Below are 21,504 nucleotides of genomic sequence, written 5' to 3' on the forward strand. Positions count from 1 at the left end.
TCGCGCCCGCGCCGGGAAACTGCACGAAACGGGCCAGGCCGCTGCCCCGAGCCGAGGAAACTGTGGGGGGCGGTCAGACGACCGCCGCCCCATCAGGAAATGTCGGGGCCGGTGAGCACCGCGTTGGGGTCGTCGACGAGCTGACGCACGTCCCACACCCAGGCGCCGCCGGTCCAGGTCGGCTCGAAGCCCACCAGGTCGGACATGACCCGCAGCATCTCGATGTCGCGGACCTGCGGGGTCAGCAAGATCACACCGGCCTTCCAGTAGCGCAGGTCGGCGAGGGTCATCTCGCGGCGGGTGTCGTTGACCTCGGGAATCGGGTTGCCCTGCTTGATCGAGGCCATCAGTCCGCTGGTCGGCCGCCACGGCGGCGAGAACAACGCGGTGCGGTCGTTCGGGTTGAGCGGGTTCTCGTTGGGCAGCAGCGCGTACGCGCCGGCGATGCGCATGTCCTGACCGGTCGACGCGCTCCACCGGATCGGGTCGGGGTAGCCCGAATCGGGCAGCGGCAGCGTGACGACGGTGTGGTTGTCGTCGACGTACTGCTTCCAGGCGCCGGAGGTGACGAACGTCGGGGTCGGCGCGATCGGCGCGGTCTCGAGCGGGGTCGGCACGAGCGGCACGAGCGCCATGGCGACCGCGGTGATCATCGCCACCCGGACCGGGCCGCGGGCGGACGGCTGCGACTTGACGAGGTCGAAGGCGCGCTGGACGCCGATGGCGAGCAGGATGCCGACGGCCGGCGCGATGGCCATGGCCCAGCGGGTCGGCACGGCCGAGTTGAGCACCGGGACGCTGTGCAGAACAGCCCAGATGCCCAGAACACCGGTATTGATGCCGTTAAGGAAAATTCGCGGACCCAGTGACATCGCGGCGTAGAGCAGGGCCACCACGCCGAGCGCGACAACCGTGATCGAACGCCGCATCCAGACGATCAGGCCGAAGAAGAGAATGACCAGTCCCCAGCCGAAGAATGCGTTCTCTTCCTGCGGATTCTGGGCGAGACGCTCGGCCACGACCGAGTTTCCGGCGACCGATCGACTCGAATAGGCCGTGAACGAGCCGAGGTCCGCCCCGAAGTTACGGACGAACTGCGGCAGGCCGTGATAGCTCTGCGGCCCGAAGAACTGAACGGACAGCGGATAGGCAAGCACGGCGAGAGACGCGGTGGCGGCGATCAGCAGGCCGCGCAGGAAAGCGCGGCACTCGCCGCGGTGCTGCTTGCGGCGGGCGATCGCCATGATGGCGCAGAAGACGCCCAGGCCAACCGCGGTCATGAACAGGATCTCGAGGTTGATGAAGGCCTGCCAGACCAGCAGGACGGCGAGGATCAACCCGTTGCGCAGGGCGCGTCCGGGCTCGCGGAGCCGCAGCGTACGCCAGATGATCAGCGGGACCAGGAACTGCGAGACGATGTTCGGGTGGCCGCCGGCGTGCGACACCATGCTCGGCGCGAATGTGCAGAAGAGAGCGCCCACCCAAGCCGCGAGCCGGGAACTCACGAACTGCCGGGAGAGCACGAAATACCACGAGATACCGGTGAGCGACAACGCCAAAGTGAGAAATACGTTGAACGCCACATGCGGACCGAACAGCAGAGTGACCGGCGCCATCGGCAGCGAAACGGCCAACACCGAGGTGTTGGCCATCATGTTCACCCCATCGGGGTAATTCATACGATCGGAGAAGAACGGATAGGCGCCGTCGGTGAGGACTCTCGCGCCATGCGCGAGCATCCACTCAAAGAAAGCCTGATCCTGTGGATCGTCGGCCGATCCATGATCAAGGTTGAGCCAGAGCGGCATGGTCAGGTAGAGCGCCACAGCGACGAAAGTCGCTATCGCAAGAACGTCCCGCCAGTTGAGCCGGCGCCACACCCGCAAGCGGCGCGAGGGCTCCTGCTGCTGCTCAGGGGCAGCCTCGGTAGTGGGTACGGGGGAGACCGGCGCTGCCGTCTCAACCTCCGTACCCAGGGCCAGCAGCTCCGCGTCCAGGTCCCCGGGGTCGGTCACTTGACGGGGCGGCAGAACGTTCCCGCCGGCCGACTGGCCTGTCGAGTCAATACCCGTAATCGTCATAGCATCGGCGAGCCTAACCGAGGTTGGTAACGGAGTCGTGTCGAGCGGGCCATGCGTGATCGAGCCGATATGAACGTTGTATTCCGGGCATCCGCAGGTCGGCCCGCACGCTCGCCAACCAACCCCAGTACCCCGCCCACCTATGTCTCAATCAGGCAAATAATGCGGGGCCCGCTGCCGCTCAACTTTCGGTTCCGGGCCCTGGATGGTTAACTCGTTCGGTCCCGCTGTCAGCTTCGATCGGCAAGACGAGGGAACCTTACTTATGGCAGACATCACTGGAGACCAGCGGATCCAGTCCGAAGTGCTCGAAGGCCTCGCCACGGCCGTGAACCACCGTCGGTGGTTCGTCGAGCTCGCGCTCCCGTACCTGGGAGACAACCCGATCGAGATCGGCAGCGGTCTCGGCGACTACGCGATCGAGTGGGCTGAGCACCTTCCGCGGTTCACGGCGACCGAAGCCGACCCCGACCGGCTCGTGCTGCTCAAGGAGCGCATGGCCGACCACCCGAACATCGACGTACGGCAGATGCTGCTGCCGGCCGCCGACGCGAACGGCGAGTACAGCGCCGCCGTGTCGTACAACGTGCTCGAGCACATCGAGGACCACGTCGGCGCGCTGCGCAGCATGGGCGAGCTCGTCCGCCCGGGTGGCCGGATCATCCTGATCGTCCCGGCGTTCATGTTCGCCATGAGCCCGGTCGACGTCGCCACCGGCCACATCCGCCGCTACACCAAGAAGTCGATGCGCGCCGCGATGAGCGAGGCGGGCCTGCAGATCGAGAAGCTGCACTACGCCAACGCGCTCGGCCTGATCGGGTACTACACGGCGACCAGCATCTTCAAGCTGGCGCCCAAGGAGGGCCCGATGGTCAAGGTGTACGACTCCGTCGTGCTGCCGGCGACCAAGTTCGCCGAGCAGATCGCGAAGCCGCCGTTCGGGCAGTCCGTCTTCGTGGTGGCACGCACCCAGGCCTGACCGGCCTCACCTGACGGACACTTCAACGCGGGACAACAAAGGCCGCCGGTTCTCACCGGCGGCCTTTGGCGTTGCCTGGTCTCAGCCCTTGACCTGGTAGATCGGGCGGATGGTGCCGCGGGCCAGCGTGTGGAAGGCGAGGTTGAAGCCGACGTACGCCGGCGAGGCGTCCGGGCCGACCTCGAGCTTGTCGACGTCGAGCGCGTGCACCGCGAACACGTACCGGTGGGGGCGGTCGCCGGGCGGCGGCGCGGACCCACCGTAGTTGCGCTCGCCGTAGTCGTTGCGCACGCAGAACGCGCCGCCGGGCAGCGGGTCGACGCCGCGCTCGAGCTCGGTGACGGTGGCCGGCAGATTGACGACCAACCAGTGCCAGAAGCCGCTGCCGGTCGGCGCGTCGGGGTCGAAGCAGGTCACCACGAAGCCGCGGGTCTCGGCCGGGAAGCCCGACCACGCCAGCTGGGGTGACACATTCTTTCCGCCCACGCTCGGGTGCGTGAACATGTCGTCGAGCGGCTGTCCGTCCGTCATGTCCGCGCTGGTCACCGTGAAGGACGGGACCGGGGGCAGGTGATCGTACGGATCCGGGGCGACCGGGCGGTCGAGACTCATGGCGATGTCCTCCGGCGAGATGGTGAAAACCTTCTCCGCTTTCCCAAACCAAGCCGAGAGTAACCGGTCGTCCTGAGGTCACCCGATCGGGGAGCCGCACAGGCGGTGCGTAGACATCCATGACTACAGGGCGATGCTTCTGTCTGACATCCGATCGGGTGCGTGCGGCTGAGATCCCCGTGCCCGATGGCGATAGATCGCCGAATTCGCGGTCAGCAAGTCGGCACCCGCCCGGTGGCGGGTGCCGACTGCTGTATCCGGAACCTCCGGTCGCAACCCGTCCGGAATGAGAGCATTTGGGCATGAGAGCCCCCGTGCCCGTCGATGAGCCGGAGCGGCTCGCCGCGCTGCACGACGCCGGGGTCCTCGACACCGCGCCCGAGGAAGACTTCGACGACATCGCGCTGCTCGCCTCGGAGATCTGCGGTACGCCGGTGGGCCTGGTCAGCCTCGTCGACACCGACCGGCAGTGGTTCAAGGCCAAGGTCGGCCTGGACGTCTCCGAGGCGCACCGCGACGTGTCGCTGTGCGCGCACGCGATCAACGGCCATGAGCTGCTCGAGATCCCGGACACGTCGCTGGATCCCCGGTCCGCCGACAACCCGTACATGGCCGAGGGCGGCATCCGCTTCTACGCGGGCGCGCCGGTGGTGCTCGACGGCACGTACTCGGTCGGCACGGTCTGTGTCGTCGACAGCAAGCCGCGTGTGCTCACCGAGGCGCAACGACGGGCCCTGCGCAGCCTGGCCCGGCACGCCGCCGTGCAGCTGGAGCTACGCCGGTACGCCCGGCACGCCGGCGAGATCGCCGACCGGATGCGTCAGCTCGACCGGATGAAGGACTCGTTCCTGGCCACGGTGAGCCACGAGCTGCGCACGCCGCTGTCCACCGTCCGCGGATGCCTGGAGATGCTGCTCGAGGGCGATTTCGACGGCGAGACCTCGCGACGCTTCCTGTCGGTCATGGCCCGCAACTCCGACCGGCTGCTGCGCCTGATCGACGAGCTGCTGCTGGTCGCCCGGCTCACCGAGGAGGGCATGGAGCTGGACGTCGTCGAGCTCGACCTGGCCAACCTCGTCCACCAGGTCACCACCGGGTGCCGACCGCTCGCCGAGCACAAACACGTCGAGCTGCGCGACCACACGAGCGGACCGGTGCCGGCCCGGGGCGACGCCAAGCGCCTGCACCAGGCCCTCAACCACCTCGTGGTCAACGCGATCAAGTTCACCGGCCCCGGCGGCGAGATCACCGTCGACTCCGCGGCCGACGACGAGCCCTCGCTGATCATCACCGACAACGGGATGGGCATAGCCGAGGAGGACCTGCCGCACATCTTCGACCGCTTCTACCGCTGCGCGTCGGCCGACGTGATGGCCGTACAGGGACCGGGACTGGGCCTGGCGATCGTCAAATCGATCATCGAAGCCCATCACGGCAGCGTGCACCTCGAGAGCGAGCCGGGCATCGGCACCACGGTCCGGCTGATCCTCCCGAACCGTTGATCGCTCAGATCCCGAACATCGGCAGGCAGGGCTCCAGGCCCTCGATCGTCACAGGGATCGTGCGGGCCGCCTCCCACCCGGCGCGGTCCAGCCGCAGGCGGCGGCTGATCAGCGGCGCGCCCCGGATCACGTGCCGGGAGATGCCGTCGCCGGCGTAGCCGAGCTTGCGCGACACCGCGTACGACGCGTGGTTGTCCTCGAACGCCTCCGACGTCGCGAACTGCGCGCCCAGCCCGGTGAACGCGAGCTCGAGCACGGCCGCCCGCATCTCGGTGCCGTAGCCCTTCCCGTGCTCGGCGCGGCCCAGCCACGAGCCGGTGCCGACCTCACGCAGGTCGGCGAACCGGCTCGCCTCGATGGCCTGCGTGCCCACCACCCGGCCGCCGGCGATCGCGACCAGGCCGAGCGACCAGCCTTCCGGCTGCCACCGCGCCCACGCGTTCCAACTCCACTGGAGCACGCCGGCGGCGACCCGCTCCGGCGGCGCGTCGGTCCATTCCGCGACGAACGGCTGCACCGCCGGGTCGTGCACGCCGCCCTTGGCCAACTCGGCCAACTCGGCGAGGAGTTCCAGACCCGGCAGTCGCAATTCGAGACGCGGAGTGCGCAGCACAAGGCCGAACAGCGGCCATTGATCGGCAATCATGAGCGCGATTGTCCATGGCTGCCGCGACATCGATCAAAGCATTTACAGGCGCTCCACCCTGAGCCCGGAATAGAGTTTGCGATACACGACGCCGGTGCGATGGTTGCCCGCGTCGATCATCATCCCGCGGCCCATGTAGATGCCGACGTGCCCCGGACCGACGACCAGATCGCCCGGGCGGGCCTGGCTGCGCGAGATGCGGCGGGCGCGGGCGGCCTGAGCGCCGGAGGAGTGCGGCAGGCGGATGCCGATCCGGGCGTAGGCGGTCTTGGTGAAGCCGGAGCAGTCGAAGCCGCCCGGCCCCTCGCCGCCGCTCACGTAGCTCTTGCCGAGCTGCGAGCGGGCGTACGCGACCACCGCGGTCATGTCGCCGAGGCGCATCACGCGCTGAGCGCGGGGCACGGCGCCCCGCCGGGTGACGACCCGGGCAACTCGATCCCTCTTGATCTTGATCAGGCGCCTCACCAGCCGCTGCGCGTCCTGCTCGGCAACGCGGGCCGGGCGGGTGGTGAGGCGGGTGGTGCGCCTCGATGCGGGTGCGACATTTTCGCGTACGCCCGGAGCACGGCCCCCGGCGCGGCGGGTCGCGGCCCTGGACAGGCTCGTCGCCCTGGACAGGCTCGTCGCCCTGGACAGGCTCGTCGTCCCGGCCGGCCCGGTGACCCTCGTCCGCGTCGCGCGGGAGGCGCGCTCGGCGAGCTGGGATCGCGTGGCGAAGGCCGACTCGGGGTCGAGACGGGCGCCGCCGCCGGGCTGGTTCGCCCGACTCGCCGGTTCACTGGTGACCGGGGTGGCCGGCAGGGCGGCACTGGCCTGCTCGACAGTATCTAGGGCCGGCGTGACAACGGCCAGCGCGATGGCGCCGGCGGTCAGCGCACGGCACGCGGACGGACGGTGCAGCGTTGCCTCCGATATCGGCCCGGGGCACTCGCGCGAATCCCAACAGCACGGCATAACGTTCAGCCCCGCCCTGCGCCGCCGGTCGATGGACGGCAATGGGAACCCGGACAACTCGTCATTTCCGTCGACCATGCCAACACACAAACCGAATCCCCCGCGGCCGAATTCGCACAATCACCCTCGCACAATCGAGGAAAGGAATGCGTTTTGAGCTGTAAATAGCCGCCTTTCGATTTAAAAATTGCCACCCACTTCGGGCGTGTCGCCGGGCCGACGCCACTCACGAAAGGGCGACTCGAGCCCCTCGACTGCCCGCCGACTCGTGCACGAGCAACGCCACGAGATGCTCACCCACCGGCACGTCGAACGGCAGCACTCCCCGCACGGTCGCTCCCGCCGGCACCGCCCTCCCCAGCGCTGCGTCCGCCCCCAGCTCTGCGTCCGCCCCCAGCGCACCCGGAACGGCCACGGCCCGCTCCGCGATCGCATACGCTCGCCCATGACCGTCGACGGCGCCTGGGCACCGCCGTCGCGCCGCATACCGGACCTATCGCCGCATAAACTCCCACTCGATACACCCGATAGTGCTACGTTCCCCCTGAGCTCGCCTCACGGCAGCAGCACGATCTTGCCCAGGTGGTCGCTCGACTCCATCAGGTCGTGCGCCTCCTGCGCCGCCGCGAGCGGCAGCGTGGTGTGGATGATCGGCTTAATGGCGCCGGCCTCGACCAGCGGCCAGACCTCGCGCCGGACGCCCGCCACGATGCGCGCCTTGTCGTCGAGCTGCCGGGCGCGCAGCCCGGTCGCCGCGATGCGCCCGCGCTTGGCCATGAGCAGGCCGAGGTCGAGTTCGCCCTTGCGGCCGCCCTGCATGCCGATCACGGCGATCCGCCCGTCGGGCGCGAGCACCTCGACGTTGCGGGCCAGGTATTTCGCGCCCATGATGTCGAGCACCACGTCGGCCCCGCGCCCGCCGGTGAAGTCCTTTGTGGCCGCCACGAAATCGTCGGTCGTGTAGTCGATGACGTGGCCGGCGCCGAGCGCCCGCAGCCGGTCGTGTTTCGACGCGCGGGCCGTGGCCACGACGGTCGCGCCGAGCGCCTTGCCCAGCTGGATCGCGAACGTTCCGATGCCGCTGCCGCCGCCGTGCACCAGCAGCGTCTCGCCCTTGCGGAGGCGGGCGACGTCGACGATGTTGGACCAGACCGTGCAGGAGACCTCGGGCAACGCGGCCGATTCCTGCAGCGACAGCCCGGTCGGCACGGGCAGCAACTGGCCGGCCGGGATAGCGACCTTTTCGGCATACCCGCCGCCGGCCAGCAGCGCCGCGACACGTGAACCCACGTGATGGCCGGCGACGCCCGGCCCGACCGAGCTGATCACGCCGGCGCACTCGAGCCCCGGATATGCCGAGGCGCCCGGCGGGGGCGGATAGAAGCCCTGGCGCTGGGACACGTCGGCCCGGTTGACCCCGGCCGCCGTCACGTCGACGACCACCTCGCCCTCGCCGGCCACCGGGTCGGGCACCTCGCGCAGAACCAGCCGCTTGTCTTCGATCACGATCGCTTGCATGGGACTAGCTTGCCCTAGCGCCTGTGTCGATGTGGGGGCCGGAGCGAGGCGAGGTCCAGTTGCCGTCTGGCCGCTGGGCCACGCCGGAGCCCGTCTCCCACATCGACACAGGCGCTCCTGTGACAAAGACGAGGAGGGCCCGCGAGCAGCGCCCACCGCTGCTCGCGAGCCCCCTGACCTGGGAGATCAGCCCTTGTAGGCGCCGATGATCTTCGTGTACTGATAGGCCGACTGCGCCACGCCACTGCACGTGTCGTCGTTCGGATATCCACCCGAGCACTGCCGGTCCCGGTTCAGCGACCAGAACGTGAGCCGCGCGATCGTGTGCTGCTGCGCGTACGCCGTGATGGTCTGCATGTCCGCCAGGGTGACCACCGCGTTCTCATCGGTGATGCCGTTCATCGACGAGATGCCGACGTGTTTGTACGCGTCGGCGTCCGACCAGCCGTACGCCGTCTTGAGCCGGTTCTTCAGCCCATCCGCCGCCTGGATCGTCAGCGCGCCCTGGTTGTTGCCCGTGCTACCCCAGTCGAAGGTCATGATCCCCCAACCGTCGATCACCAGCCCGGCCGCGGCCGCCCGGTTGATCAGCGAGGCGTCCGGCCCGGTCGTGTAGCTGCCGAGCGTGACGTAGATGGTCAGGCCGGGGTTGTTGGCCTTGATCGTCTTCAGCGCGTCGACCGTCTTCTGCTGGTCGGCCGGGGTGTTGTACGGGGTGCCCTCGATGTCGATGTCGATGGCCTTCAACCCGTACGCGTTGATGACCTTCTGATAGGCCGCGGCCAGCGCCGACGCGCTCGTGCAGTAATGCTCGAGCCAAGGGCCGGCGGCCCCGCCGAACGAGATGACCACGTCGCCGCCATTGGCCCGGATGGTGTTGATCGCGGTCTGGTCCTGTCCGCCGGTCAGCGCCCGGCTGCCGTCCCACTTCGGGTCGCAGTTGCCGCTGTTCAGCATGAACGCCATCGTGAACCACTTGACCCCGGTCGACTGAGTGACCGTGGTCAGGTTCGGCGGGTTGCCCCACCCGGTGTAGTAGTACGGCGCGACCGCCTTGGCGCCCGGCCCGCCCGACGACGGCGGGGTGGTGGGCGGCGTGGTCGGCGGCGTCGAGCCCCCACCGAAGGTCCACTTCTGGTTCGGCGTACCCGTACACGTCCAGATCTGCAGTTTCGCGCCGTTGGCCGTGTTGTTGTCCTTGACGTCGAGGCACTTGCCGGACGCGCCGTTGACCAGGTCACCGGCTGCCGTGAGGCTCCACTTCTGCGTGGCCACGGTGTCGAAACAATCCCAGAGGTGTACGACCCCGCCGTTCGCGGTCGAGTTGTTGGCGACGTCGAGGCACTTGCCGCGGCCCTGGATCGAGCCGTTGTCGGCGAGCGTCCACACCTGGTTGGCGTTGCCCGCGGTGCAGTCCCACAGCTGCGGCTGGTTGCCGTTCGCGGTCGAGCCGCCGGTCACGTCGAGACACTTGCCGTTGAGCGAGCTCACGATGGTCCCGGCGCTGGCCGCCGACGCGTTGGTGATGCCGAGGATGCTCATGGTCGCGACGACCGCGACCCCGGTGAGGATGGCGAGCGTGCGCTTCATGCCGGAACCGTCCATCTCTGATTGGCGGCGCCGGTGCAGCTCCAGATCTGCAGCGTCGCCCCGTTGGCGGTGTTGTTGTCCTTGACGTCCAGGCACTTGCCGGACGCGGAGTTGATCAGGGTGCCGCCGGAGGCGGTCCACTTCTGCGTGGCGACCGTCGAGATGCAGTCCCACAGGTGTACGGCCGCACCGTCCGAGGTGGAGTTGCCGACCACGTCGAGGCACTTGCCGAGACCGCGGATGGTGCCGTCGGCGCCGACCGTCCACTGCTGGTTGGCGTTGCCCGCGGTGCAGTCCCACAGCTGCGGCTGATTGCCGTTGGTCGTCGAGCCGTTGGTGACGTCGAGGCACTTGCCGCCGAGACCGGTGATCGTGCCCGCTTTGTCGCCGGAACCTCCGCCTGAGCTTGGGGAGCCGCTCCAGGTGAACGTCGCGGAGGTCTTGGTCGGCAGGGAGTAGGTGAACGACTGCCCACCCCAGTTGACCTTGACCGACTGGGTGCTTCCGCTGGTGTTGTAGGCGATCAGCGCCTTCGACCCGTCGCTGTTCTTGAAGGCGACGTTGGGGACCGTGCCGTTGGCGCTCGAGTCGATGCGTACGGCGCCGGGTTTCACGAATTTCGTGAGGTGGCCCATCGTGTAGTACTCGATGGTGTAGTCGACCTGCCCACGCCGGCTGTCGTTGCGGTGCACGGTGACCAGGCCGGTGCAGGTGCCGCAGCCGCCATTGTGCGGGCCCATCGCCTCGTCCACGGCCAGCGACCACTTCGTCCAGCTACGACCCCAGTTGCGGAAGTAGTCGATGAGGTCGCCCATGTCGTCGGCCTGCTGGTTGCCCACCCAGGTGCCGCCCGAGTGCTCGGTCATGTACGCGTTCACCGACGGGTACTGGTTGTGCACCGTGGTCGCGGTCGACGGCGAGCCCGCGTAGTCGTGCCACGCGATGCCCCCGAAGTTGGGGTGGTTACGGATTGCGGTGTCGGCCAGCAAAGGCGCAACCCATGTCGCGTACGTGTCGAAGTTCCAGTCCCCGACCAGCAGCTTCGTGCTCAGCCCCGCGCTTTGCAGTGCCGGCAACAGGTTCGTCTTGGCGAAGTACTGCAGCCCCGAGGTGTTCCACTGCATCGACGGGTAGCCGGCGCAGCAGGTGGGCTCGTTCTGCTCGGTCACGTACCGGATCGGCACGCCCTGCGACTGATACCCCTGGATGTACTTCACGAAGTACTGGGCGTAGGCCGGGTAGTACTGCGACTGCAGAAAGCCTTGGCTGTACGCGTTGTTGTCCTTCATCCACGGCGGCGCCGACCATGGCGAGGCCATGACGAACATCGAAGAGTTCAATCCGTACGCCTGCTTGGTCAGCGCCAGAATGTCGGCGTCCCGCGAGAGCGAGAAGTCGTTCACGTCGCAGCAGGTGTTGTCGTACGAATAGCTGTTCTGCGCCAGGTCGGACGACCCGATGACGTTGCGCAGCGCGCTGACGCCGATGCCTCCGCTGTTGCTGAACAGCTTGGTCATGACGTCGTTCTGCGTGGCGGCCGACAGCGCGCCACTGCCCTTGATGTCGAAGGCGGCGGTGTCGGTCATCGACGCGCCGGCGCCTTCGAACGGCTGGTAGGTCGTGTTCTCGTTGACGGTGATCGTCTGGTTCGCGCTACCGCTGCTGCTCGCGAACGCGATCGGCGTCTGCTGCTGGAGTCCGCGGGTGACGGTCCGGCCGCCGGAGTCGCTGGTCGTGGTCAGGTACACGTTGACGGTCTCGCCCGCCGCGAATGCCTGCTGCGGTGCGGCCACGACGCCGGCGACCAGCAGCGCCGTCGTGGCCAGGGCAAATCTCTGGGGTCTGATGGGGATGGACATGCGGGGATCTCCCTTGCCGGAGGTGGGGGCCTTGGCCGGGATTGGTAAGGACACTGAACAATAAACACTCGCATCGATGCCTTGTCAATGGGCAAGTGTTGCCGCGGAGGGGTTGTTTGTGCAGCTCAGATGCCTGTTAAAGGTCTTAATATAAGTTTCGGTCGAGAGGGCCTGACAAGCCCCGTGATCTGGTCTGGCACACTGGGAGCGCAGCGCCGGGAGGGCTCGCCTAGTGGCCGATGGCGCCGGTCTTGAAAACCGGTATGGGGAAACTCATCGTGGGTTCGAATCCCACGCCCTCCGCTCAACCCAGACAGCAGAAACCCCGCCGACCTGGGACAAGCACCGGTCGTCGGGGTCGAAGCCGCTTCGCCGCCTCAAGTCGCCGATCAGCGGTCGTGCCTCTTACCCTGGTGCCGTGACTGATCTCTACGAGGCCACCGAGCAGCCCGCCGTCATCGCGACGTACTACCTGACCAGTATCGAAGACGTGACGGAGCATCTGCGGGCCGCGAATCGGCTCGGCCTCGGCGTTCGGGTACGCAGCTACCTCGAGGCCGAGGACGAGGACGAAGGGCTGGTCGAGCACTGGGAGGTCGAACTGCTCACCTCCTCACCGGTCCACGAAGGCGAAGAAGCCGAGCCCGAACAGGCCACCACCGCCGACTAACATGCGACGGGTGCTGCGGAAGATTGACTGCGTCATGGTCCGGGTCGACGACCTCGATGCCGGGGTCGCGTTTTACGCCGAAGCCCTCGGCCTGCGACCACTGTGGCGGGACGAGACGTCGGTGGGCATGGCGATGCCCGAGACCGACGCCGAGATCGTCCTGCACACCACCGATCTCGAGTATTCCACCCACTACCTGGTCGATGACGTCCGCGCCGCTGCCCAGAAATGGCAGCACGCGATAAGGACAGCCCCTTTCGAGATCGCCATAGGTTGGTGCGCCGTCCTCGACGACCCGTTCGGCAACCCGATCTGCATCCTCGACATGACCAAGGGTCAGCGCTGAGGCGAGACCGCCGCGAGCAACTCCGGCATGCGCTTGTCCAGCAGGTCGGCCGCGACACCCGACCCGATCAGGTACGCCGCCGCCCCGTACGCGATGCCCACCGGCAGCCCGATCCACAACCACACGTCGCCGAGCAGCAGCGCCACGATCTGCAGCGGCAGGCTGACCACCACCGACCCGAACAGCACCCCGAAGGCGAGCAGGCCCTTCGCCGGGCCGCCGCCCGACGACATCGCGAACGGGTTCGTCGACTGGGGGAAGGCGTACGCGGCCCGCACCGACGCCGGCAGCACCAGCCCGAGCCCCACCCCGTAGGCGGCGATCAGCAGCCCGAAAGCGCTCGGAATCCGAGCAGGATCCCCGGAGAGCACGCCCACCAGGACCGCCACCACCACGAACAACGGGATCGTGTAGATCGCGTGGGCCGTCGCGCGTGAGTTGATCTCGACGCGGCCGGGGACGCCGGCGGTGACGTTCGCGGCGTAGGCGCTGCCGTCGAAGCCGAACTGGTTGGCCAGCGCGAGAGCGGCCAGCCCGCCGACAAAGATGACCATGCTGCCGGGCGAGCCCGAGCTGATCGTGAGGCTCACCGGCAGGAACAGGCCGGCCATCGAGAAGGTGATCAGGCTGGCGCGCCGCCGCGTCTCGCGCCACCAGTACCGCACCTCGCGGGACACCAGCGCGCCGAACCGGGTCTGCGGCAACCTCCGGAGCAGCAGCAGGTCGACGGGCGTGCGGTCGGTGCTGGTCGCGCGGCGTCCGCCCTCGGCCGCCGTACCGAGCATCGCGTTCTCGAGGGTGGTGCTCCACCACCAGAGCAGGCCGCCGATGGCGGCGAGGGTGATGACCAACTTCAGCGGTGCGGTCCACGCATGCCCCGCGGCGATATCCAAACCGATCGTGTACGGGGAACCGAGCGGTGTCCACCCGATCACGTCGGCGACCGTCGCCACGGTGTCCCAGTTCGCGCGTTCGGCACTGGCCAGGGCGGCCAGCTGCAGCGGACCGATCGCCGCCGCGAGCAGCGCGAGCGCGATCGCCGCCAGGTCACGGGACCGCCGCGAGCGCAGCGCCGTCGCGAACGCGCTGGTCACCGACCGGCTCACGGCGACGCAGAGCAGCAGGCCGCAGACGATGCCGACGAGCTGACCGAGGGCCGCGACCGGGCCGCCGAGCCGGGCCGTGGTCTGCACCATGCCGGCCGTGGCGACGAGCGTGGCCACCGCGGGCAGCCCGATGAGCGCGGCCGCGAACAGGCCCTTGATCAGCGTGCGGTTGCGCAGCGGCAGCAGGGCGAAGCGGGCCGGGTCGAGCGACTCGTCGACGCCGAAGAAGACGAGCGGCAGGAACAGCCAGCCGAGCACGATGACCGCGCCGCCGAGCGGCAACAGGATGCCGGCCGCGTGCGCGTCGTCGGCCAGGCCGGGGATCGCGAAGATGGCGTAGCCGCAGATCGCGAAGAAGCCCGAGAGCAGCACGCCGACCACGAACATGGCGACGCGAGCCGGGCGGCCGCGCAGCCCGTTGGCGATCAGCCGCAGCTTGAGCCGGACGAAAGGCAGAGTGCCGGGAGACCCGGTCACAACCACGCCAGTTCCGAACCGGTCGCGACCCGGCCGCCGACGACCTGCACGAACACCTCTTCCAGCGAGCGGTCGCCGCGCACCTGGGCGAGCGTGCCGTGCAGCCGGAGAACACCGTCGGAGAGGATCGCCACGTGGTCGCAGAGGCGCTCGACCACCTCCATGACGTGGCTGGAGAAGACCACGGTGCCGCCGCCGGCGACGAAGCGCTGGAGGATGTCGCGGATCAGCGCGGCCGAGACGGGATCGACGGCCTCGAACGGCTCGTCCAGCACGAGCAGGCGCGGGCCGTGCAGCAGCGCGCAGGCCAGGCCGATCTTCTTCTTCATGCCGGCCGAGTAGTCGACCACCAGCGTGCGGTTGCCGACGCCGAGCTCGAGCACGTCGAGCAGCTCGCGGGCACGTTGGTCGACGGTCGCCGCGTCCATCCCCCGGAGCAGCCCGTGATAGGCCAGCAGCTCGGAGCCGGTGAGACGGTCGAAGAGGCGTACGCCGTCGGGGAGAACGCCGAGCCGTGCTTTCGCCGCCGCGGGATCGGCCCAGACGTCGTACCCGAGCAGGACAGCGCGACCCTCATCGGGCCGTAGGAGGCCGACGGCCATCGACAACGTCGTGGTCTTGCCGGCCCCGTTGGGGCCGAGGAGGCCGTAGAACGAGCCGGCCGGCACATCGAGACTGACGCCCGAGACCGCGAGCTTGGTGTCGAACCGCTTGACCAGGCCCCGCAGCGACATGGCCGCCGCCTGCTCTTCCCCGCGTTGCGCCGGCACCGTCATGACCCGACGGTAGCGGTCAGCCGCCAGCTCCGGGAGGGAGCTGGCGGCTCCGAGCGGGTAACCCCCTCACCCCACCCGCTCGATGACGGCCCGCCGGATCAGGAACTTGCCCGGCTCGCGGACCTGCTCGAACGCCGCGTTGTTGAGCAGGACGCAGCTGCCCGAGGGCGTGGCCACCTTGACGGTGATGCTCTTGTTGTTGTCCAGGTTCGTCACCTTGAGGACCGTGCCGATCGGGAAGGTGCCGCTGGACGCGAAGGGCGCGCCGGCCTCGCCGGAGAGCGTGACGGTCGAGCCCTTGCAAACGACCTCGCCCGCGCCGGTGCCCGCGTTGCCTCCGTTCGCCGGCGGCTTCGTCGCGGGAGCGGCCGGCTTGGCGGGAGCGGCCGGCTTGGCGGGAGCGGCCGGCTTGGCGGGAGCGGCGGCGCCCGGCACCTCAGCAGCCACGTTCGCGTTGCAACCCGCCACCTGCCGCCGCTGGTTGATCAGGTCGACCACCGCCTGCCGGTTCGCGATCCGCGCATCCGAGAGCGCGTCCGGGTTCGCCCGCTGCCCCGCGATGAACTGCAGGTTCTGCCGCAGCGCCTGGTCGAGCCCGACACAGTTCTCGCCGGCGCTGCTCACCCCGGTGCTGATCGCGAAGGCCCCGCCGGCGATCGCGAGCGCGACCCCGCCGATCAGCAGCTTCCGCGTACGCCCGGACATGTTGTTCCGCCGGTACCGCTTCATGAACCCGCTCCTTTGCTCGGTGGCTGCCGTTGAGTACGCGGCGCCCGTACGCGAAGGTTTGGGGGTCGGACCTTAAACATCCTTAAATGCGCAACGACTCCGGAGCGTGCAGCCGCAGCATGGTCGCGCCCACGTCGTGCGGCACGCGGCGGCTGGTCACCAGCGAGCCGATCACCATCACCAGGAACGCCAGCGGAACGGTCCAGGCCGCCGGCTGCCCGATCAGCTGGGCCGGCCACCCGCTCAGCGGCGGCCCGAGCACGGTGATCAGCACGGCCGCCATCGACGCGCCGCCCCCGATCAGGATGCCCGCCGCCGCGCCCAAGTCGGTCAGCCCGCGCCACCAGATGCCGAGCACCAGCAGCGGACAGAAGCTCGACGCCGCCACCGCGAACGCCAGCCCCACCACCCGCGACACGTCCATGTTGGAGACGTAGAGCGACAGCGTGACCGGCACGATCGCGGCCAGCAGCGTCGCCATCCGGAAGTCGCGCACCGAGCCGCTGCGCCCGGCCCGCAGCACGTCGGTGAAGACCACGCCGGCCACGCTGGTGAGCAGCCCCGACGAGGTGGAGAGGAAGGCGGCGAGCGCGCCCGCGGTGACCAGCGCGCCGAGCAGCCGGCCGAGATGGCCGCCGCCGAGCGCCGCCTCGGGCAGCGTAAGCACGACCGCGTCGGTGTGCCCGGTCATCAGCAGTTGCGGCGTATAGATCCGGCCGAGCACTCCGTACAGCGTCGGGAGCAGGTAGAACAGGCCCACGAGCGCGAGCACGACCAGCGTGGTTCGTCGCGCCGAGGCGCCGTCGGGGTTCGTGTAGAAGCGAACCAGCACATGCGGCAAACCCATCGTGCCGAGGAAAGTGGCGAGGATCAGCGAGTAGGTGGCGAACAGGCTCCGATCGCCGCCCGGCAGCAGCCAGTCCGGCCCGAAGCGCGCGTCGACGGTGCTGACCTGCGGCACCGGGTCGCCCTGGTCGTAGTGCAGCTCCTGTCCCTTGTGGACCTCGACGCCGTCGATCACCGAGTTCTGCTCGACGACCACCACGGTCGCGGCCGGAAAAACGGCGCCGGCGGGTGGGTTGACAGTCGGGCGGCCGTCCGACTGCCACTGCAGGGCAAGAAAGATCACGGGTACGGCCAGAGCGGTCAACTTGAGCCAGTACTGGAACGCCTGCACAAACGTGATCGCCCGCATCCCGCCCAGCGCCACGTTCGCCGTGACCACCGCGCCGACCAGCAGCGCGCCCCACACGTACGAGCCGCCGGTGACCGTCGTGAAGGTGAGCCCGGCGCCCTGCAGCTGCGGCACCAGGTAGAGGCAGCCGATGAAGACGACGAACACGCTGGCCAGCCGCCGCAGCAGGAGCGAGCGCAGCCGCACCTGGCAGAAGTCGGGCAGGGTGAACGCGCCCGACCGGCGCAGCGGCGCGGCCACGAACAGCAGCAGCGCCAGGTATCCGGCCGCGAAGCCGACCGGGTACCAGAGCACGTCGACGCCGTAGCGCAGGATCAGCCCGGCCACGCCGAGGAACGACGCCGCCGACAGGTACTCGCCACTGATCGCGGCCGCATTCCAGGACGGGCTCACCGACCGGGACGCGACCAGGAAGTCCGAGGTGGTGCGGGCGAAGCGCAGACCATACGCGCCGATGCCGACGGTCACCAGGATCACGAGAACAAGACCCGGGACGACGTACGGGTTCACTGCTCGGGCTTCCGGATCAGCGCGATGAAGTCCTGCTCGTTGCGTTCCGCCCAGCGCACGTACGCCCAGCCCACGCCGACCAGGAACGGGAACGACAGCACGCCGAGCAGGACCCACGGAAGGTTGACGCCGAGCACCTTCACGGTGGCGACGCCGGGCGCGGCCACGAACAGCAGCGGCAGCGCGCCCAGCCCGGTCACCACCACCAGCGCGAGGCGCAGGGCGAGCGCAAGCTGGGCGCGGACCAGGCCCTTGACCAGCGCCTCACCGACGGGTGTCTGCTCCGCGAGGTCGACGCGGGTGCGGTCGGTGGGCCGGCGCCGGGCGGCGATCTCCCCCAGCACCACCCGCGTACGCTCCGGCGACCCGTCCCCGCTCATGTCCGGAGTCTTCCGACCCTGGCCGGGATGTCAAGAGCAGCGCCAGCCCGGACCCGGTAGATCCCTGGCAATGATCTCCCGGGCCCGCTCGCGCCCGAGGTTCCACCCGCGCCGGTCGTCCGGGTGCAGCTTCAGCCAGAGCCCGATGTGGCCGAGCACGCACTCGCGGCTCGCCGGGTCGAGCCCGTCCAACCCCGGCACCGCGTCCGGCGAGAGGGTGCCGAGGTAGGCGAGGTCCACCGTCCGGGTCTGCTCGATGTTGTGTTCGGCGATCAACCGATCCGGGTTCGCGGCGGCCAGACCGAGCAACGCCAGCACCCCCGCGGCGATGGCGACCCTCGGCAGCCAGGAAGCCTTGATGCGTACGCCGGCCGCCAGCACCAGCAGCAGGACCAGGCCGAACCACGCCTCGCAGCAGGCCACCAGCAACCGCAGCCGGGTGAGGCCGTACGTGTCCGCGTACAGGTTCATCCGGTGCAGCGCCGAGCCGACGATCACCAGGGTGAGGGCGGCCAGTGCGCCGAGGACCGCCCGGAACAGCGCCCGGTCGGCGGAGGTCGCCCGGGGCGCCCAGCGAGCGGCGCAGGCCAGCACGACCAGCGTGAGCCCGGTGACGAAGGAGAGTTGCCAGAACCCGCCACGCGCGTAGGCGGCGTAGGTCAGGCCGTCGGTCTCCAGCACGTGCCGGTTGCCACCGAACAGGACGGTGAGCTGCACCGCGACGAAGGCGGCGAACAGCAGCACGAGCAGGCCGAGCGGCACGGCCCATTCGAATCGGTTGACCTTGCGGCCCTCGGTGGCGTCCAGCCGCGACAGGTCGGGCGGGCCGGAGCGCAGGAACGCGGCGCCGCCGAGCGCCGGCAGCGCGACGCAGCAGATGAAGACCCAGCGGACCGCGGTGGGCACGTCGAAGCTCGGGGTGAGCCGGGAGAGCGCCTCGGCGAACGCGGCGTCGGCCGAGGCGAACAGCGCGCCGAAGACCGTGAGCAGGGCGATCGAGACCGCGAGGGTGGCCGCGACCCGCACGTTCGCGGTGGCCCGGGCCGGGCGGCGCAACCGGGCCGCGCCCTGTGCCAGCCAGGGCACCGCTCGGAAGGCGGCGAAGACCGGCATCGTGTAGCCGACCGCGATGCTGCGCAGCGACCGGCCGCCGGTGAGGGCGAGCGCCGCGGTTAGCGTCGCCGTCGCCAGGCAGAGCAGGAACAGCCAGCCGGCCGAGCGGACCGTGCCGACCGCGAACAGGGCCACGGTGGCGGCGCCCCAGGCGTACGCGTCCCAGCCCACGCGGACCGGCGGCCGGGTGACCAGCGGCAGCGGCGCGCCGGGGAGCGGCCGGATCGGGACCGCGCGGGCCACGATCAGCGCGACCGTGCCGGCCAGCGCGGTGACCAGCCAGCCCACACCGGCCCGGTCGAGCGGCAGGCTGACCGCGGCGACCACGGTGGCCGTCGCGATCGCGACGGCGGTGGCAGCGCCGGCCGGGCGGCTGGCCCCCGACCAGTAACGTCCCCAGGGCGCGAGGGACGGCCACGGCCCGTGGATGGCCGGCGGGTGGCCGGGCGGCCGTTGCCGGGGCAGCGGGTCCGGCGGCACCAGGTTGGCCGGCCCGGCCGGCCGGGTCGGGTCGTACGCCTGGACTTTGGGGTTGTCCACGGGTGCATACCTCCATATTCCGGACATCAATGGGTGGAGCGAGGTAGCAGTGAGCCCGATCGGGGCAGCGTCGAGCCCGTTTGCGCGCTACGCGCAAACGGCCAGTTACCGGAATCTGGGGGTCAGGCCGGCTGGAGCGGGAGCGTCACCTGGATGTGGCAGCCGCGACGGTCGCGGTCGGGGTCGACCACGGCGATCGTGCCGCGGTGCAGCTGAACCACCCAGCGGGCGATCGCCAGGCCGAGCCCGGTGCCGCCGCTGGCCGACCGCTCGCCGCGGGTGAACCGCTCGAAGACCCGCTCGCGCTCGGCCGGCGGGATGCCGACGCCGTCGTCGGCCACCGCGAGCAGCAGATGGTTGTCGCGGCGCTCGGCGCGCACCAGCACGGTGCCGCCGGACGGGCTGTGCCGGGCCGCGTTGTCCAGCAGGTTCGCGAAGACCTGGTGCAGCCGTTCCCGGTCGCCGGTCACGATCACGGCCGGCGCGCTGATCTCGAAGTGCACCTCGCGGCCGGCGCCGGCCGCGTTGACCCGGGCCTCCGCGACCACGTCATCGAGGAAGGCTCGCACGTCGATCGGGTTGCGGGCCAGCGGCGCCACCCCGGCGTCCACCCGCGACAGGTCGAGCAGCTCGGTGACCAGACGGCCGAGCCGCTCGGTCTGGGTGAGCGCGGTCTGCATCATCTCGGGCTCGGCGCTGGCCACCCCGTCGACGATGTTCTCGAGCAGACCCTGAAGAGCCGTGATCGGCGTACGCAACTCGTGCGAGACGTTCGCGATGAGCTCGCGCCGCTGCCGGTCGGCCGCCTGCAGGTCGGCCGCCATCTGGTTGAACGCCTCGGCCAGCTGGCCCACCTCGTCCTGCGAGGTGGCCCGCACCCGCCGGCTGTAGTCCCCCTGCGCCATCGCCCGCGCCGCCGTGGTCATCTCGCGCAGCGGCGAGGTCATGCCGTGCGCGAGAAATTGCAGCGTGGTCAGCGCGACGACGATTGCGGTGACGGACGTCCAGAGCGGGAACCAGCCGAGCCAGAGCGTGAACCAGGCCATCCCCGCCGCGCCGGCCCCGATCAGGATCATCCCGATCTTGATTTTGATGGACCGGACCGGGTCGAGCGGCCGGGGCAGCGGCAGCCGGATCATCTTTCCACCTCCAGCGCGTAGCCGACCCCGTGCACCGTGCGGATCAGGTCGGGCCCGAGCTTACGGCGCAGCCCCTTGATGTGGCTGTCGACGGTTCGGGTGCCGGACGCGTCCGCCCACCCCCACACGTCGGCGAGCAGGCGCTCCCGCGGCAGCACGGCCCGCGGGTGCGCCGCCAGGTGCACGAGCAGGTCGAACTCGGTCGGCGTCAGGTGCGCCTCGACCCCGGCCCGCAGCACCCGCCGCTCCGCCTGATTGATCTCGAGGTCGCCGAACCGCAGCGTGGGTGGCGCCGCCGGGGCCGGGGCGCTCTTGGCCGCCCGCCGCAGCAGCGCGTGCACCCGGGCCGCGAGCTCCCGCATCGAGAACGGTTTGACCATGTAGTCGTCCGCGCCCACCGCCAGCCCCACCAGCAGGTCGGTCTCGTCGTCGCGGGCGGTGAGCATGAGGATCGGCACCGGCCGCTCGGCCTGGATGCGCCGGCACACCTCGAGCCCGTCGAACCCGGGAAGCATGATGTCCAGCACGATCGCGTCCGGCTGCACCCGGCGCGCGGCGTCGACCGCCGTCGGCCCGTCCCCCGCCATCTCGACCGCGAACCCTTCGGCCCGCAGCCGGGCCGCCAAGGCGTCGGCGATGGTCCGCTCGTCCTCCACGACGAGCACCCGCCGCTGCGCTGTCTCCACCGCCGCCACCTCCTGCTTGCCCCACCAGCATCTAACCGGGCGTGGGCAAGGCCGCCGGTGCGCCCCCGTGGCTCACCGGCCGGCCTTCCGGCGAGA

Annotated in this window: 19 protein-coding genes and 1 tRNA gene; 5 read left to right on the top strand and 15 right to left on the bottom strand. The window is 69.8% G+C overall.

The genetic code is table 11. The features are described from left to right. Positions 1 to 92: 92 nt before the first annotated feature. Positions 93 to 2,081, bottom strand: a complete 1,989-nt coding sequence (locus tag ACIA5D_RS23735) for a hypothetical protein (RefSeq protein ID WP_396032342.1) — start codon at positions 2,079 to 2,081, stop codon at positions 93 to 95. A gap of 265 nt (positions 2,082 to 2,346) precedes the next feature. Between ACIA5D_RS23735 and ACIA5D_RS23740 the strand changes: the two genes are divergently transcribed. Continuing rightward, positions 2,347 to 3,060 (top strand): class I SAM-dependent methyltransferase, encoded by a 714-nt coding sequence (locus tag ACIA5D_RS23740; RefSeq protein ID WP_396032343.1) that lies wholly within the window; start codon positions 2,347 to 2,349, stop codon positions 3,058 to 3,060. Positions 3,061 to 3,141: 81 nt separating this feature from the next. Here the strand turns inward: ACIA5D_RS23740 and ACIA5D_RS23745 are convergent, their stop codons facing one another. Further along, entirely contained in the window at positions 3,142 to 3,672 is a 531-nt protein-coding gene (locus ACIA5D_RS23745; RefSeq protein WP_396032344.1) for a YbhB/YbcL family Raf kinase inhibitor-like protein, read from the bottom strand. A gap of 302 nt (positions 3,673 to 3,974) precedes the next feature. On the opposite strand from ACIA5D_RS23745, the gene ACIA5D_RS23750 reads away from it, so the two are divergent. Beyond that, positions 3,975 to 5,174: an ATP-binding protein gene (locus tag ACIA5D_RS23750; protein ID WP_396032345.1), complete on the top strand. Its 1,200-nt coding sequence runs from the start codon at positions 3,975 to 3,977 to the stop codon at positions 5,172 to 5,174. Positions 5,175 to 5,178: 4 nt separating this feature from the next. Here the strand turns inward: ACIA5D_RS23750 and ACIA5D_RS23755 are convergent, their stop codons facing one another. From ACIA5D_RS23755 to ACIA5D_RS23775, 5 genes are all read right to left on the bottom strand, one after another. Next, the gene (locus tag ACIA5D_RS23755) at positions 5,179 to 5,820 is read right to left on the bottom strand and encodes a GNAT family N-acetyltransferase (protein WP_396032346.1); all 642 of its coding nucleotides are present in this window, start codon (positions 5,818 to 5,820) and stop codon (positions 5,179 to 5,181) included. A 42-nt stretch (positions 5,821 to 5,862) separates the two neighbouring features. Next, positions 5,863 to 6,852 (bottom strand): NlpC/P60 family protein, encoded by a 990-nt coding sequence (locus ACIA5D_RS23760; protein WP_396032347.1) that lies wholly within the window; start codon positions 6,850 to 6,852, stop codon positions 5,863 to 5,865. 477 nt (positions 6,853 to 7,329) lie between these two features. Continuing rightward, on the bottom strand, positions 7,330 to 8,292 hold the full coding sequence (locus tag ACIA5D_RS23765) for an NAD(P)H-quinone oxidoreductase (RefSeq protein ID WP_396032348.1): 963 nt from the start codon (positions 8,290 to 8,292) through the stop codon (positions 7,330 to 7,332). A gap of 186 nt (positions 8,293 to 8,478) precedes the next feature. Beyond that, the gene (locus tag ACIA5D_RS23770) at positions 8,479 to 9,882 is read right to left on the bottom strand and encodes a ricin-type beta-trefoil lectin domain protein (RefSeq protein WP_396032349.1); all 1,404 of its coding nucleotides are present in this window, start codon (positions 9,880 to 9,882) and stop codon (positions 8,479 to 8,481) included. After that, positions 9,879 to 11,741: a ricin-type beta-trefoil lectin domain protein gene (locus tag ACIA5D_RS23775; RefSeq protein WP_396032350.1), complete on the bottom strand. Its 1,863-nt coding sequence runs from the start codon at positions 11,739 to 11,741 to the stop codon at positions 9,879 to 9,881. Before ACIA5D_RS23775 ends, ACIA5D_RS23770 begins: the two co-directional genes overlap by 4 nt. Before the next feature lie 218 nt (positions 11,742 to 11,959). On the opposite strand from ACIA5D_RS23775, the gene ACIA5D_RS23780 reads away from it, so the two are divergent. The 3 genes from ACIA5D_RS23780 (at position 11,960) to ACIA5D_RS23790 (ending at position 12,757) form a co-directional block, all read left to right on the top strand. Further along, a tRNA-Ser gene (locus ACIA5D_RS23780) sits at positions 11,960 to 12,044 on the top strand. 115 nt (positions 12,045 to 12,159) lie between these two features. Continuing rightward, positions 12,160 to 12,411 carry a hypothetical protein gene (locus ACIA5D_RS23785; protein WP_396032351.1) on the top strand — a complete coding sequence of 84 codons (252 nt, stop codon included), beginning with the start codon at positions 12,160 to 12,162 and terminating at the stop codon, positions 12,409 to 12,411. A gap of 10 nt (positions 12,412 to 12,421) precedes the next feature. Continuing rightward, positions 12,422 to 12,757, top strand: coding sequence for a VOC family protein (locus ACIA5D_RS23790; RefSeq protein ID WP_396032352.1), 336 nt, complete (start codon positions 12,422 to 12,424; stop codon positions 12,755 to 12,757). Here ACIA5D_RS23790 and ACIA5D_RS23795 read toward each other — a convergent pair. The 8 genes from ACIA5D_RS23795 to ACIA5D_RS23830 form a co-directional block, all read right to left on the bottom strand. After that, the gene (locus ACIA5D_RS23795; RefSeq protein WP_396032353.1) at positions 12,748 to 14,346 is read right to left on the bottom strand and encodes an ABC transporter permease; all 1,599 of its coding nucleotides are present in this window, start codon (positions 14,344 to 14,346) and stop codon (positions 12,748 to 12,750) included. The two genes, ACIA5D_RS23790 and ACIA5D_RS23795, sit on opposite strands and share 10 nt — an antisense overlap. Continuing rightward, positions 14,337 to 15,116 carry an ABC transporter ATP-binding protein gene (locus tag ACIA5D_RS23800; protein ID WP_396032354.1) on the bottom strand — a complete coding sequence of 260 codons (780 nt, stop codon included), beginning with the start codon at positions 15,114 to 15,116 and terminating at the stop codon, positions 14,337 to 14,339. The genes ACIA5D_RS23795 and ACIA5D_RS23800 overlap by 10 nt, the downstream gene beginning before the upstream one ends. A 66-nt stretch (positions 15,117 to 15,182) precedes the next feature. Beyond that, a complete protein-coding gene (locus ACIA5D_RS23805) occupies positions 15,183 to 15,845 on the bottom strand; it encodes a hypothetical protein (protein ID WP_396032355.1) in 663 nt (220 codons plus the stop codon). Positions 15,846 to 15,927: 82 nt separating this feature from the next. Then, entirely contained in the window at positions 15,928 to 17,550 is a 1,623-nt protein-coding gene (locus ACIA5D_RS23810) for a cation acetate symporter (RefSeq protein ID WP_396032356.1), read from the bottom strand. Next, positions 17,547 to 17,930 carry a hypothetical protein gene (locus ACIA5D_RS23815; protein ID WP_396032357.1) on the bottom strand — a complete coding sequence of 128 codons (384 nt, stop codon included), beginning with the start codon at positions 17,928 to 17,930 and terminating at the stop codon, positions 17,547 to 17,549. The genes ACIA5D_RS23810 and ACIA5D_RS23815 overlap by 4 nt, the downstream gene beginning before the upstream one ends. A gap of 30 nt (positions 17,931 to 17,960) precedes the next feature. Next, positions 17,961 to 19,583 carry a DUF4153 domain-containing protein gene (locus ACIA5D_RS23820; RefSeq protein WP_396032358.1) on the bottom strand — a complete coding sequence of 541 codons (1,623 nt, stop codon included), beginning with the start codon at positions 19,581 to 19,583 and terminating at the stop codon, positions 17,961 to 17,963. 122 nt (positions 19,584 to 19,705) lie between these two features. Next, positions 19,706 to 20,722: an ATP-binding protein gene (locus ACIA5D_RS23825; protein ID WP_396032359.1), complete on the bottom strand. Its 1,017-nt coding sequence runs from the start codon at positions 20,720 to 20,722 to the stop codon at positions 19,706 to 19,708. Next, on the bottom strand, positions 20,719 to 21,408 hold the full coding sequence (locus tag ACIA5D_RS23830; RefSeq protein ID WP_396032360.1) for a response regulator transcription factor: 690 nt from the start codon (positions 21,406 to 21,408) through the stop codon (positions 20,719 to 20,721). Before ACIA5D_RS23830 ends, ACIA5D_RS23825 begins: the two co-directional genes overlap by 4 nt. Positions 21,409 to 21,504 lie beyond the last annotated feature (96 nt).

Source organism: Actinoplanes sp. NPDC051513 (genome assembly GCF_044454685.1).
Lineage (GTDB): Bacteria > Actinomycetota > Actinomycetes > Mycobacteriales > Micromonosporaceae > Actinoplanes.